At 58.9% G+C, this 14,488-nt stretch carries 11 protein-coding genes; 9 read left to right on the forward strand and 2 right to left on the reverse strand.

From position 1 onward, the window contains the following. The first annotated feature begins 86 nt into the window (after window positions 1-86). The 4 genes from OPU96_RS19465 (at window position 87) to guaA (ending at window position 4,810) form a co-directional block, all read left to right on the forward strand. Window positions 87-854, forward strand: a complete 768-nt coding sequence (locus tag OPU96_RS19465) for a sulfite exporter TauE/SafE family protein (protein ID WP_498559523.1) — start codon at window positions 87-89, stop codon at window positions 852-854. A 161-nt stretch (window positions 855-1,015) separates the two neighbouring features. Next, on the forward strand, window positions 1,016-1,564 hold the full coding sequence (locus OPU96_RS19470; protein ID WP_192299552.1) for a sugar ABC transporter ATPase: 549 nt from the start codon (window positions 1,016-1,018) through the stop codon (window positions 1,562-1,564). Between the two features lie 104 nt (window positions 1,565-1,668). Next, window positions 1,669-3,138, forward strand: coding sequence for an IMP dehydrogenase (gene guaB / locus OPU96_RS19475; RefSeq protein ID WP_192299551.1), 1,470 nt, complete (start codon window positions 1,669-1,671; stop codon window positions 3,136-3,138). Between the two features lie 94 nt (window positions 3,139-3,232). Beyond that, the gene (guaA, locus tag OPU96_RS19480) at window positions 3,233-4,810 is read left to right on the forward strand and encodes a glutamine-hydrolyzing GMP synthase (protein ID WP_016977685.1); all 1,578 of its coding nucleotides are present in this window, start codon (window positions 3,233-3,235) and stop codon (window positions 4,808-4,810) included. A gap of 265 nt (window positions 4,811-5,075) precedes the next feature. Here the strand turns inward: guaA and OPU96_RS19485 are convergent, their stop codons facing one another. Further along, window positions 5,076-7,148: a TerD family protein gene (locus OPU96_RS19485; protein WP_498559524.1), complete on the reverse strand. Its 2,073-nt coding sequence runs from the start codon at window positions 7,146-7,148 to the stop codon at window positions 5,076-5,078. A 389-nt stretch (window positions 7,149-7,537) separates the two neighbouring features. Here OPU96_RS19485 and OPU96_RS19490 point away from each other — a divergent pair, with 389 nt between their 5' ends. Then, the gene (locus tag OPU96_RS19490; RefSeq protein WP_226456310.1) at window positions 7,538-7,792 is read left to right on the forward strand and encodes a helix-turn-helix domain-containing protein; all 255 of its coding nucleotides are present in this window, start codon (window positions 7,538-7,540) and stop codon (window positions 7,790-7,792) included. Further along, complete coding sequence (locus OPU96_RS19495; RefSeq protein ID WP_226456309.1) at window positions 7,776-9,011, forward strand: type II toxin-antitoxin system HipA family toxin; 1,236 nt, start codon at window positions 7,776-7,778, stop codon at window positions 9,009-9,011. The genes OPU96_RS19490 and OPU96_RS19495 overlap by 17 nt, the downstream gene beginning before the upstream one ends. A 16-nt stretch (window positions 9,012-9,027) precedes the next feature. Here OPU96_RS19495 and treR read toward each other — a convergent pair whose 3' ends face one another. Then, window positions 9,028-9,732: a trehalose operon repressor gene (treR, locus tag OPU96_RS19500; protein ID WP_192299549.1), complete on the reverse strand. Its 705-nt coding sequence runs from the start codon at window positions 9,730-9,732 to the stop codon at window positions 9,028-9,030. A gap of 217 nt (window positions 9,733-9,949) precedes the next feature. Between treR and treP the strand changes: the two genes are divergently transcribed. The 3 genes from treP to OPU96_RS19515 all read left to right on the forward strand — a co-directional run bounded on the left by treP (window position 9,950) and on the right by OPU96_RS19515 (window position 14,445). Then, on the forward strand, window positions 9,950-11,392 hold the full coding sequence (gene treP, locus OPU96_RS19505) for a PTS system trehalose-specific EIIBC component (protein WP_192299548.1): 1,443 nt from the start codon (window positions 9,950-9,952) through the stop codon (window positions 11,390-11,392). A 117-nt stretch (window positions 11,393-11,509) separates the two neighbouring features. Further along, complete coding sequence (gene treC, locus OPU96_RS19510) at window positions 11,510-13,156, forward strand: alpha,alpha-phosphotrehalase (protein WP_305391478.1); 1,647 nt, start codon at window positions 11,510-11,512, stop codon at window positions 13,154-13,156. Between the two features lie 68 nt (window positions 13,157-13,224). After that, on the forward strand, window positions 13,225-14,445 hold the full coding sequence (locus OPU96_RS19515; protein WP_498559525.1) for a maltoporin: 1,221 nt from the start codon (window positions 13,225-13,227) through the stop codon (window positions 14,443-14,445). The last annotated feature ends 43 nt before the right edge of the window (window positions 14,446-14,488 follow it).

Below are 14,488 nucleotides of genomic sequence, written 5' to 3' on the forward strand. Positions count from 1 at the left end.
TCGAGATGGGTGGAGGGCTTTGAAGATATTAGTCGCAACCCTCGTCGATGGCTAAAGTGAAGGCTATCTCTTTTAAGGAATAACCCATGAGCCCGGTTGAGCTGATGAGCCAGTGGTCGTTTGGCGCTGTGGATTGGCTGGTGATCGGCCTGGGCGTGGCGGTGGCCTACGTCGTGTTTGGTATCGCCGGTTTTGGTACGGCGCTGGTGGCGGGGCCGATCCTGATCCTGTTTATGCCGCTGTCCAAGATCATCCCGCTGCTGGTGCTGCTGGATTTTGTCGCGGCGTTCGGCAATCTGCTGCAATCACGGCGCGACGTGAACAAGCCGGAGTTGCTGCGCTTGCTGCCGTGCATGGCGATCGGTTGCACCCTTGGCGTGGTGTTTTTGCTCAACCTGCACTCGGATGTGTTGCTGCTGTTGATGGGCCTGTTTATCAGTGCATATGCGATCTACAGCCTGGCCGTAAAAGCCCGGCCGGCGCAATTGGCGGCGGGTTGGTCGATCCCGATGGGCACCGTGGGCGGCTTGTTTGGGGCGTTGTTTGGCAGCGGCGGTTTTTTATACGCGATCTATCTGAACAGCCGCTTGCCCAAGGACGCGGCGCGCGCCACCCAGAGTGCGTTGATCAGTTGCAGCACGGTGGTGCGCTTGAGCCTGTTCCTGATTGCCGGGGTGTATGCGGATTTGCCGCTGTTGATGTTGGCGCTGTGCCTGTTGCCGGCGATGGTGTTGGGACTTTGGTTTGGACGCAGGCTGACGATGCGCCTATCCCGTGAAACCTTTGTGCGATTGGTGACCTGGCTGGTGCTGGCCAGCGGTATTGCATTGATCGGGCGGTATTTGAGCGCTTGACCTGATTTCTTCAGGGATTAAGCTGCCAGCCTTCAGGGCCTCTTCGCGGGCAAGCCCGCTCCCACATTCGAGCGCATTTCTTCTGTTGGAATGCGGCCACCTGTGGGAGCGGGCTTGCCCGCGAAGGCGCCAGACGGCACACCGCAGGACTCTCAGGCCCCATGAACTCCCAAAGCATCCTTGTCCCGAAAATCTCCACCTTGCCCGTCCACGAACCCCGCGCCCGGGCGATTGTGCGTTGGCTGGTGCGCAAGAACATCATCAAGGAAGAACTCACCACCTGCGGGCGTACTGGCAACCGCATGGCCTACGCCATGGCCGATGGTGCCCGCGCCGTGGTGCTGTACCCCGAGGCGCTGCCGTTCAACGAGCCGATCAACGGCCTGGAGATCATCTACAAGCGCTGTATCTATACGCCGGCCAAGGGCTTCCTCGAAGAAGCGGGCTGCCCGGAATGCCGCAAGGAAGTCGGCGAGGCGCTGTTCGAAAGCCTGGAAGACTGGATGCCGGGCCACACCGACAACTTCACCTGTCCGCTGTGTGGGCATGAAGACGACATCAATGGCTTCCTCTTCCTACAGGAGTGCGGATTTTCCAACCTGGGATTCATCTTCAACAACTGGGCGGAGGCGGGGTTCAAGCAGAGCTTTATCGACGAATTTGCCGATTGGCTGGACCAGAAGATGAGTTGGGTCAAAGTCGAACTTTAATCCATCTATCAGTATTACCAAGTTTGTCAGAGTTTTACATTGAGCCCGGTGGGGTGCATGAGTATAATGGCGCGCTTCCATTTTCCCGCTCGGGAGCCCCCGCGATGCTGCGTATCAGCCAAGAAGCTCTGACATTCGACGACATTCTTTTAGTGCCCGGTTATTCCGAGGTGCTTCCTAACGAAGTCAGTCTCAAGACCCGCCTAACCCGTGGCATCGAGCTGAATATTCCACTGGTTTCCGCTGCCATGGACACCGTCACTGAAGCCCGTTTGGCAATCGCCATGGCTCAGGAAGGCGGCATCGGCATCATCCACAAGAACATGACCATCGAGCAGCAAGCTGCCGAAGTGCGCAAGGTCAAGCGTTACGAAGCCGGCGTGGTGAAAGATCCGATCACCATCGAAGCCGACGCCACCGTGCGCGACCTGTTCGACCTGACCCGCCTGCACAACATCTCCGGTGTTCCGGTGCTGCATGATGGCGACCTGGTCGGCATCGTCACTTCCCGTGACGTGCGTTTCGAAAACCGTCTTGAAGTCACCGTCCGTGAAGTGATGACGCCTAAAGAGCGCCTGGTCACGGTCATGGAAGGCGCCGACAAGAACGATGTGCGCGAACTGCTGCACAAGCACCGCATCGAGCGCGTGCTGATCGTCGACGACAAATTTGCCCTCAAAGGCATGATGACCGTCAACGACATCGAAAAAGCCAAGGCTTACCCGCTGGCCAGCAAGGATGACCAAGGTCGTCTGCGCGTTGGCGCTGCCGTCGGCACCGGTAAAGACACCGGCGACCGCGTTGCCGCGCTGGTGGCGGCTGGCGTTGACGTGGTAGTGGTCGACACTGCCCACGGTCACTCCAAAGGCGTGATCGACCGCGTGCGTTGGGTCAAGCAGAACTTCCCTGAAGTGCAAGTGATCGGCGGCAACATTGCCACCGGCGCTGCCGCCAAGGCCCTGGCCGAAGCGGGCGCGGATGCGGTCAAGGTCGGTATCGGCCCTGGCTCGATCTGCACCACCCGTATCGTTGCCGGTGTGGGCGTGCCGCAAATCAGCGCCATCGCCAACGTTGCTGCTGCCCTTGAAGGCACTGGCGTTCCGTTGATCGCCGACGGCGGCATCCGTTTCTCCGGTGACCTGTCCAAGGCCATCGTTGCCGGTGCTTCCTGCGTGATGATGGGCTCGATGTTCGCCGGTACCGAAGAAGCGCCAGGCGAGATCGAACTGTTCCAGGGTCGTTCGTACAAGGCTTACCGCGGCATGGGTTCGCTGGGCGCCATGTCCCAGGCACAAGGCTCTTCCGACCGTTACTTCCAGGACTCCTCGGCAGGCGCCGAGAAGCTCGTTCCGGAAGGCATCGAAGGCCGTGTACCTTACAAAGGCACCCTGAGCGCGATCATCCACCAACTGATGGGCGGCCTGCGCTCCTCGATGGGCTACACCGGTAGCGCCAACATCGAAGAAATGCGCACCAAGCCAGAGTTCGTACGGATTACCGGCGCCGGCATGGCTGAATCCCATGTCCACGACGTGCAGATCACCAAGGAAGCGCCAAACTACCGCGTAGGTTGATGCTTTCTGCATACGTTAAGTAACCGGGGCTGTTTTCAGCCCCGAGTTGTTTCTGATTCTCTTCACCTGAATTGCATAGACGAGACTGATCCCCATGGCCCTCGACATTCACGCCCACCGCATCCTGATCCTCGACTTCGGTTCCCAGTACACCCAACTGATTGCCCGCCGCGTGCGTGAGATCGGCGTGTACTGCGAACTGCATCCGTTCGACATGGACGACGAAGCGATCCGCGAATTCGCACCGAAAGGCGTCATCCTCGCCGGTGGCCCCGAGTCCGTGCACGAAGCCAACAGCCCGCGCTGCCCGCAAGCCGTATTCGACCTGGGCGTGCCTGTCTTCGGTATCTGCTACGGCATGCAGACCATGGCCGAGCAACTGGGCGGCAAGGTTGAGGGTTCCGAACTGCGTGAATTCGGCTACGCCCGTGTCGACGTGGTCGGCAAGAGCCGCCTGCTGGACGGCATCGAAGACCACGTTGACGCCGACGGCCTGTTCGGCCTCGACGTGTGGATGAGCCACGGTGACAAGGTCACCAAGATGCCGGAAGACTTCCACATCCTGGCCAGCACCCCGAGCTGCCCGATCGCCGGCATGTTCAGCGACGAGCGTCGTTACTACGGCGTGCAGTTCCACCCGGAAGTGACCCACACCAAGCAAGGCGGCCGCATCCTGTCGCGCTTCATCCTCGACATCTGCGAGTGTGAAGCCCTGTGGACCCCGTCGAAAATCGCTGAAGATGCCATCGCCCAGGTTCGCGCCCAGGTCGGCACCGACAACGTACTGCTGGGCCTGTCCGGCGGCGTTGACTCCTCCGTGGTAGCAGCCCTGCTGCACAAAGCCATTGGCGACCAACTGACCTGCGTCTTCGTCGACAACGGCCTGCTGCGCCTGCACGAGGGTGAGCAAGTGATGGCCATGTTCGCCGAGAACATGGGCGTCAAGGTGATCCGCGCCAACGCTGAAGATCAGTTCCTCAACAACCTGGCCGGCGAGTCCGACCCGGAGAAGAAGCGCAAGATCATCGGTCGTACCTTCATCGACGTGTTCGATGCCCAGTCCAACAAACTGGACAACATCAAGTACCTCGCCCAGGGCACCATCTACCCTGACGTGATCGAGTCGGCCGGCGCCAAGAGCGGCAAGGCCCACGTGATCAAGTCCCACCACAACGTGGGTGGCCTGCCTGAGGAGATGAACCTCAAGCTGGTAGAACCGCTGCGCGAACTGTTCAAGGACGAAGTGCGCCGTCTGGGCCTGGAACTGGGCCTGCCGTACGACATGGTCTACCGCCACCCATTCCCGGGCCCGGGCCTGGGCGTGCGTATCCTTGGTGAAGTGAAGAAGGAATACGCCGACCTGCTGCGTCGCGCCGACCACATCTTCATCGAAGAACTGCGCAAGGCCGACTGGTACCACAAGGTCAGCCAGGCGTTCGTGGTGTTCCAGCCGGTGAAATCCGTTGGCGTTGTAGGCGATGGCCGTCGTTACGCGTGGGTCGTGGCCCTGCGTGCCGTAGAAACCATCGACTTCATGACCGCCCGTTGGGCACACCTGCCATACGAACTGCTGGAAACTGTCAGCGGCCGTATCATCAATGAGATCGAAGGCATTTCGCGCGTTACTTATGACGTGTCGAGCAAGCCGCCGGCGACGATTGAGTGGGAATGATCCTGCGCTAGCAGGTGAATGCTGAATGACAAAACCCCGGCCTAGTGCCGGGGTTTTGTATTTTGGAATAAGGTAAATCAAATACAACTGATCTAATTGTGGGAGCTGGCTTGCCTGCGATGGCATCACCTTGGTATGACTTGATACCTAGGGCCTGCATCGCAATAAGGCCACACATTTGATCTCTGTTTGGCCTTACGGCGGTGCGATATCCGAAAAGTAAGACATTGACGTTTTCAACGATCGGCACAGGCTGGCGCAGGTATTAGAGAAACTGTGATCGAATCAAATCCGTATCGAACGGTGTTATCCCTTGATCAGGCGCAAACACCGCCTGGGCCTGCTGCGGCGAAGCTACTCGTTCTCCCCGTGCTTGAACATGTAGATCGAACAAGGTCTCCAAGTCCGGCCTTGGTGTATGTACCAAGGCTCGCAACATCAACGATACCCCACTGAGGTTGTTCTCGACGTTGTTCCATCGCGCAGATGACGTGAGCCCCAGGTCGGCCCAAATCATGCGTCGTTCCTGCAAGTCCATCACGAATGGCAGACAGATCGCTGTATCGGATGCGATATCGATACGGTCGAACACGGAGCGCGGCTCGAAGACTTCACCCGATGCCGTGTCGGCGCGGGCCATCCAGCCTGCGAAGCATTCTGGAAGATCGCAGTACGGCTGCTGGGTGTATGAGTTGATTGAAGTGACGACATAGCGGATACCCTTCTCGACGAGGACATCAAGGTCGAGGTCAATGAACTCCGAAGCCCCTTCCGGCGCGTCGACGATGTCGCCGCTGTGGTAGCCGCCGAAATCTTTCAAGTTGTAGTACGCAAGCGCTTGTTTGAACACGAAGTTGGCGTCGAAAAATGCGGCGGACAAGTCAATGTCCGTGCGTCCACGGCCGTTCTTCCACCACAGGAACAGGCGAATGAAGCGTGTGTCAGGCATAGGCAACCGACTGCCCCGCACAAGCGTACGTAGCGACTTTGATGAGGCGCGCTGCGCCAGCGGCACCCTGTAATCACGCAATGCTGGATCGATGAAACAGCGGCCTAGTGGCGGTAGCGACGCAAAACGCGTTACGAGAGCGTCCTCACAGATACTGGCTGCACGAGCCAACACGTCATGAGCGAGGGGTTCGCGTCGATCCTTGATGCCATAGACTTTGGCCAATGCACCTTTCGGTGTGAAGGCTCGCAAGGGGAGGGGGCGCGGCGCACTTACTTGGGCCAGTAACTGCAGCAGGACAGGTGAGGACACTTGTGTCGCAACCGCCTCGAACGCGTCGAGAACCGACTCTGGTTCCGTCGCGCGTCGCAGTGTCGCGTCCATCCGTCGTGCGAACTCACCAGGACGGCTCTGTAGTAGGGGCGTAAGCGTGGTGATGTCACGCTGGGCAAACAATGTTTCGACACGTGATCCAAATGAGGCTGGCGCTTCGTTGCGACGTGCTGCCGTGATGGCGGCTAGCGCTCGTGGGTACTTATCGGCGTAGTCGCCCGGATGCAGTACTTCAGCCAGGCGCTTCCAGCGCTCAGCATGGCGCATCACGTCTTCTACAGTGTTGGGTGCTTGGTCGAGCAGGCGCAACAGCAGACGGCGCGTTGAGCGCTTCATCGCGGTAAAACGTGTCGACGCTGTCGTCAGTGATACGTCTCCTCCGTTCAGCGCGACCGCGAGTCGTAGCACGTCGGTGACCGTTTCGACGTTCCGCTCCAGGAATGCTTTCACCCGTACATCGCCAGCTACGTGCAGAACAAGTGCGCCGCCAACCTGGGCACGGATCTCCCGGAACGGGACGGCTTCAGGCAGCAGGCGAAACACATCGCTTTTGTACGCTTGGATAAACCAGACGACATCGGCAGTTTCTTCTTCGGAGAGTGAGGTGCGCGATGAAACCAGTGGTTCGAGCAATGACTCGAACTCAGAGACGCTTCCCGGCTCGATAACGCGGGATATGAAGTTGCCTTCAAGCATCGCAGGTCGAGCATGTTCAGACGGTGGTAAACGCCAAAGCGTGAGGCAGTGGATGACGGCGTTAAGGTACAACTCCGCCTCTTCGGCCTTCAGCACCTGCTCTGGAAAGTCAGGATAAAATGGCTTGTGGTGTACATGAGCGCCAGTTTGCCGACGCAGGACTCCGACAATTTCGTGCATCCAGTGCTTGAGTTCTGTCGCTGACAACAAGCCGATTTGCTCAATCAGAGGCTCTGATAGTACGCATCGGAATACCGCGACTTCCCGGACAGCCGACGCGACCTGAGCGCGCGTGGCACCGCCAGTGCCCATCGGAACGTGCACTTTGCTACGGCGACGCAGGAACAGCTCCTGATTCATGCTTGTATTTCTCCCTTGGCCGCCGTCGTAGACGAGTTGCAGCATTGTTTTACAGATGATGTAAAAACGCCTGCAAGAAGCAGGCGCAGTGTGGAGAGCGAAACCCCTAGGTCATAGGAGGTTAGAAGGAAGGTGTTCCATAGCCACGATCGCATTCTACGTATGGACGTATCTGTTTGTCAGGTGGCTGCGTATCTGAACAGTAACAAGCTGCTTCGCCAGGCTACGTTTTTATACCAGCCTGCTTGGCCGCAGGTTTGTGTTTCTGGTGTGTAAACGCTCAAGTAACAGCCGTACGCGAGTAAAGGACTATTCAACTTTAAGTGCATCGTATAGGGTGCATTAACGTAATATTATTTAATTTTGCATTGCATTGGATGCATTTAGGTATGGACGATTTAGGAATACTGATCAAGAAGCTCCGCAAGTCCGCCGGTCTTTCTCAGAGCCAGCTCGCGCAACGGCATGGCATGAGCCGGGCGACCATCTCGGGGATTGAAAACAATACCATTCCAGAAGTGGGTATTCGAAAAGTCGCAGCGATTCTTGAGGGCTTGGGGTATGAGTTGGCTGCCATTCCCATGCGTCGGCGCAAGACCCTTGATGAGCTGAAATCGGGAAACATCCATGACGAGTCAAAGTGAGCGGCTGTATATCGGTGCAGGCGGTGTGCCGGCTGGAATGCTCGGACGGAGTGAGGAAGACCGACGCGATTCGGTTTTTTCGTACAACGACACTGTCGGCGAAGAGAATGCTGTTTCCCTGACCATGCCGGTGCGCCTGGAGAGTTACAACTGGGAGTATGGGGTTCATCCTCTGTTCGAGATGCACATCCCCGAGGGGCATCTCAAGGACGAGCTTGTGCGGCGCTTCAGCAAGTCAGTGCGCGGCTTTGACGACTTTGCGCTGCTGGGCATTGTGGGCCCGCATCAACTGGGTCGTATCAGTGTTGCCCATGACGCAGGGGGCAAGTCACTGCCTGAGGTCAAGCTTTCCGAACTGTTGGTTTATGACGGCGCCAAAGACCTGTTCGATGACCTTCTGAAAACCTACGCCGCCTACTCGGGGGTGTCGGGTGTTCAACCCAAGGTACTGGTACGCGACGTTGACGACATGGCTCCCGGCATTGAGCGTCTCACCCATCGGGGCGCAACGCACTTGGTGAAGGCGTTCAACGAATCTGACTTCCCACAATTGGCGGCCAATGAGTTTTTCTGCATGCGGGCTGCATTCCATTGTGGCCTTGAGGTGCCTGAGTGCCAGCTCAGCCAGCAAGGGAAACTCCTGGTGGTGAAACGGTTCGATGTCGGTGAAAACGCCTACCTCGGATTTGAGGATATGTGTGTGTTATCTGGATGGGGAACCGCGAAGAAATACGACGGCAGCTACCAGGGATGCGCGAAGCTGATCAGATCATTTGTCACGCCCAACCGTATCGCCAGAACGCTGGAAGACTTCTTCTTGATGGTGGCGCTTTCTGCGGGCATCCAGAACGGTGATGCACACCTGAAAAACTACGGCGTGTTGTATGAGAGTTGCGCCGAGGACGCGGACGTTTGGCTAGCACCAGCTTACGATCTGGTGACCACCACCGTGTACAGCAGCAACGACATCATGGGGTTGCTGCTCGGCGGTTCGAAGGCTTGGCCCAAGCGCAAGATGTTGGTCCAGTTCGGACGCAGTTCGTGCAGTTTGTCTGAGGCGCGCTGCAACGAACTGCTCGCCAGAGTGCAAGAAGGCATGACTCGCGCGATGGCAGAGCTTTCAGCGTATCAAAGCACTCACCCAGAGTTTGCGGTGGTCGGGGAGAAGATGACTGCAGCGTGGGCGGCAGGGCTGGCCAAGAGTATCGCTGGGCAGTGATCTCCCCGGTTGATACTCACCGCCGCGCAATATCCGAAAAGTAAAACTTATCCAACGTATGCCGCGACTCGGTGTACTCGAACTGCCGCCCATCCTGCAAAAACGTCTGGTTGCTCACCACGATCACATGGCTTTGGCCTTCGAGGTCGAGGTGTGCCTGGTCGTCCTTGCTGCGGGGCAGGGCTTCGATGGTGCGCTGGGCGTAGGCAATTTGCAGTTGCAGGGTCTGTTCGATAAACGCGTAGATCGACTGCTCGGCGATGCTGCGGTCCAGGCCGGGGATCAGCTCGGCGACGAAATGGTTGATGTCGAGGATCACCCGTTTGCCGCCGATGCGCCGCACCCGTTTGATGCGGGTGATCAGAGTGCCGGGTTCGGCTTCGATATGTTGCAGCAGTGAACCTTCCAGCGGGAACTGGGTGAACTCGACGACGTCGGTGCGTACGTCATCGCCCAGGTCGGCGTGGGTTTCATGGAAGCTGACGATGCCGCCCAGTTGGAATTCAATCGGGTTGGGCGACAGCACGAAGGTGCCCTTGCCGTGGATCTTTTGCGCAAAGCCGCGCTCCTGCAACTGCTCGATAGCCCGGCGCACGGTGCCGCGGCTGGCCTGGTAGCTGTGCATCAGTTCGGTTTCGGAGGGGAGGCGCGTGCCGCGTTGCAGGCGTTCAGTGGTGATGCTGGCAAGCAGATCGGTATAGATCTGGTTGTATTTGCTCATGGGGATGGCTCTGTGCCTTTGCGTTCAGGCAGGAACCTTAGTGGCATGGGTGGGGTTTGTCCATTCGACCTACAGTGAGTCGGGTCCTACACCGAATAAACTTTTTGTAACTCGTCTGTACGAGTTGTTGCTTTAACTCGTACAGACGAGTACTTTTGCCCTCGGCGTGCTGCCAATGACTGCCCCCCAATAAAAAAAACCAAAGTGGAAACCAAGCATGAGCCACGACTATTCGAACATTGCCCGCGAGATCCTCGAACACCTCGGTGGCAGCGACAATCTTGAGCAAGCCGCCCACTGTGTGACCCGCCTGCGCCTGGCGTTGAAGGACCCGAGCCTGGTCAACGGCAGTGCGCTGAACCAGGTTGATCTGGTCAAGGGCTCGTTCTTCACCGGCGGCCTGTTCCAGGTGGTCATCGGCCCCGGCGAAGTGGAAAAGGTCTACGCCGCCCTGCGCGAACAGACCGGCCTCGCCGCCGCCACCATCGCCGACGTGAAGAAAAAAGGCGCCGACAAGACCAACGCTATGCAGCGCCTGGTGCGGGTGTTCTCCGATGTGTTCATGCCGATCCTGCCCGCGCTGATCATCGCCGGCCTGTTGATGGGCGTGAACAACCTGATGGGTGCCAAGGGCATGTTCATCGAGGGCAAGACGCTGCTGGAGGCGTATCCGAACCTGGATGGCCTGTGGAGCCTGATCAACCTGATGGCCAACACCTCGTTCGTGTTCCTGCCGGCGCTGGTGGGTTGGTCGGCGGCCAAGCGCTTTGGCGGCAGTGAAATCCTCGGCATCGTGCTGGGCCTGATGCTGGTGCACCCGGACCTGCTCAATGCCTGGAACTACGGTAAAGCTGTCGCCGGCCTCGACGGCCAGAGCCTGCCGTACTTCGATATTTTCGGCTGGTTCAAGATTGAAAAAGTCGGCTACCAGGGGCAGATCCTGCCGATCCTGATGGCCGCCTATGTGATGAGTGTCATCGAGAAATGGCTGCGGGCGCGGGTGCCCAACGCGATTCAACTGCTCGTCGTACCGATCACCACCATCGTTGTCACCGGCGTGCTGGCCCTGGCGATCATCGGCCCGGTGACCCGCCACCTCGGCATCCTGATCACCGAAGGCGTAGTCACCCTGTTCGACCTGGCGCCGATGGTCGGCGGGGCGATTTTCGGCCTGCTGTATGCGCCGTTGGTAATCACCGGCATGCATCACATGTTCCTCGCCGTGGACCTGCAACTCATCTCGACCCAGGGCGGCACCTTTATCTGGCCGATGATTGTCATGTCCAACCTGGCCCAAGGCAGCGCCGCGCTTGGGGTGTTCTACATGACCCGCAATGCGCGGGACAAAAGCATGGCGTCCACCTCGGCGATTTCCGCCTACTTCGGCATCACGGAGCCAGCGATGTTCGGGGTGAACCTGCGCTTCAAGTTTCCGTTCTACGCCGCGCTGCTGGGCTCGGCGCTGGGCAGCATTTTCCTGTCGCTGAACAAGGTGCAGGCGTCAGCCATCGGGGTCGGTGGCTTGCCTGGGTTTATCTCGATCATTCCGCAGTACATCCCCAGTTTCGTGATCGGGATGGTGATTGCGATCGTGGTGCCGTTTGTTCTGACCTGTGGGTTGAGCATGAAGATTGTCCGGCCGGGTTATCGCGTCGCCTGATCTATCGCCTTCGCGAGCAAGCCCGCTCCCTCCTTTGAAATGCATTCCCCTGTGGGAGCGGGCTTGCTCGCGAAGAGGCCCTCAAAGCCAGCACCAAACTCTACTCAAGGAGCCCCCATGCAAAACTGGCAACACTCGGTGATCTACCAGATCTACCCCAAAAGCTTCCACAGCCACGCGGGTAACGCCACCGGTGACCTGTTGGGCATCGTGGACAAACTCGACTACCTCCAATGGCTGGGCGTCGACTGCCTGTGGATCACCCCGTTCCTGCGCTCGCCGCAGCGCGACAACGGCTACGACATCAGCGACTACTACGCCATCGACCCCAGCTACGGGACCATGGCCGACTGCGAGTTGCTGATCAGCGAAGCCGCCAAGCGCGGCATCAAGCTGATGCTCGACATCGTGGTCAACCACACCTCCATCGAGCACGCGTGGTTCCAGCAAGCACGCAGCAGCCTCGACAACCCGTACCGCGACTTCTACATCTGGCGCGACCAGCCGAACAACTGGGAATCCAAGTTCGGCGGCTCGGCCTGGGAGTACGAGGCGCAAACCGGCCAGTATTTCCTGCACCTGTTCGACCACACCCAGGCCGACCTCAATTGGGACAACCCCAAGGTACGCGCCGAAGTGTTCAAGCTGATGCGCTTCTGGCGTGACAAGGGCGTCGGCGGTTTCCGCCTGGACGTGATCAACCTGATCTCCAAGCCCGCCGATTTCCCCGAGGACAACACCGACGGCCGTCGCTTCTACACCGACGGCCCGAACGTGCACGAGTACCTGCAGGAAATGCACCGCGAAGTCTTCGAAGGCCACGACCTGATCAACGTCGGCGAGATGTCGTCCACCAGCCTGGAACACTGCATTCGTTATTCGAATCCAGCGTCGAAAGAGCTGTCGATGACCTTCAACTTTCATCACCTGAAAGTCGATTACCCGAACCTGCAGAAGTGGGTGAAGGCCGACTTCGATTTCCTCCAGCTCAAGCAGATTTTTTCCGACTGGCAACTGGGTATGCAGGCCGGTGGCGGCTGGAATGCGCTGTTCTGGTGTAACCACGACCAGCCGCGCGTGGTCTCGCGTTTTGGTGACGACGGTTTACACCGCGTGGTCTCGGCCAAGATGCTCGCCACCGCGCTGCACTTTCTCCAGGGCACGCCGTACGTGTATCAGGGCGAAGAGTTGGGCATGACCAACCCGGGCTTCGACCGCATCGAGCAATACCGTGATGTGGAGACCCTGAATATCTTCCGTCTCAAGCGCGATGCGGGCGAGTCCGAAGCCGTGAGCATGGCTGCGATCATGCAGAAGTCGCGGGACAACGGGCGTACGCCGATGCAGTGGAATGCCGGGGCCAACGCCGGTTTCAGCAGCGGCGAGCCGTGGATTGGTATTGCGGCCAATGCCTCGACGATCAACGTCGAATGCCAGCTGGATGACCCGGATTCGGTGCTGCATCACTACCGTGCGCTGATCGCCTTGCGTCGCCACGAGCCGCTGATCCAGCACGGCGTCTATCGCCAACTGTTGCCAGACCATCTCCAGGTCTGGGCCTACCTGCGCGAAGGTCACGGCGAACGCCTGCTGGTGCTGAACAACTTCTACGGCAAACCCTGCGAAATCCAACTGCCTGACAACGTGCTCAACGCGGCGACCGAGCAACGCCTGCTGATCAGCAACTACCCCGACTGCCCGCAGCGAAGCGCGACGGTGGTGTTGCGCCCCTACGAATCGTTTGTGCTGCACCTCAAGGACTGAGACCCGCTGTAACCCCGTGTGGGAGCACGGGGCGCTGCAAAAACCATAATAAAAATTCGGAGTGCGTCATGAAAACAACAATAAAACTGGGCCTCGTTGCGTCCTGCCTGGGCTTGCCCTTCGGCGCGCAGGCGCTGGAATTTGCCGGTTACCTGCGTAGCGGCGCAGGCACTTCAACAGGCAGCGGTCCGCAACAATGCTTCCAATTGCCGGGGGCGCAATCCAAGTACCGCCTGGGAAACGAATGCGAACAATACGCCGAGCTGGAATTGCGCCAGGACCTGCTGACCCTCGACGACGGCTCGGTGCTCAGCGTTGATGCCATGGCCTCGCTCTATAACAAGTACGATCGCGAGCTCAAGTTCCAGGGCGAGAACAACGGCTCGGCGCGCATGCCGCAGATGTATGCGCAGTGGTCCAACCTGCCCAGCCTCAACGGCGGCTCGATCTGGGCCGGGCGGCGTTACTACAAGCGTAACGACATCCATATCTCCGACTTCTACTACTGGAACCAGAGCGCCACGGGCGGCGGTATCGAGGACGTGCTGATCGGCGACCTCAAGTACAGCTATGCGATTTCCCGCAAGGACAACCTGTACCAGAAGGAATACGCCACCCGTCACGACTTCAACGTTGCCGGCTTCAAGACCAACCCTGGCGGTGAGCTGGAACTGGGCTTGAGCTACATCGAAAAAGCCGGTGGGCGCGACACCAACAGCGGCTGGGCGCTCACCGCGCAGCACGTGCAAAAACCTTTCCTGGGCGGCAAGAACAAGTTCGCCTTGCAGTACGGCGAAGGCCCCGGCACCGGGCTCGGCTACACCGGCAGTACATTCCTGGATAACAGCAGCAAGAGTTATCGCGCCGTGGAGTTTTTCGACTGGCAGGTGACTCCGCGTTTCGGCGGGCAGATCGAGGCGGTGTACCAGAAAGACATTCGCCCCGGCAGCCAGGACCAGACCTGGATGTCTGTCGGCGTGCGTCCGGCGTATGCCATCAGCGAGCAGTTCAAGCTGGTCACCGAGCTTGGCCATGATCAGGTCGATGCCAGTGGCGGCACGCGCAAGCTGAGCAAATTTACCTTTGCCCCGACCTGGTCACCCAAAGGCCCGGATTTCTGGGCGCGCCCGGAAGTGCGTTTGTACTACACCTATGCAACCTGGAACGAAGCGGCCAAGCGCGCGGCGAATGAGCTGGCGGCAGGGTCGGCGTTGTCCGACACCGGCTCGTACGGTACGGCGCGGCATGGGTCGAACTTTGGTGTGCAGGTCGAGTACTGGTGGAAGTAAGTATGTGGGTGTACGCGGACTAATAATGTGGGAGCGGGCTTGC

Source organism: Pseudomonas sp. RP-B7, assembly GCF_059803535.1.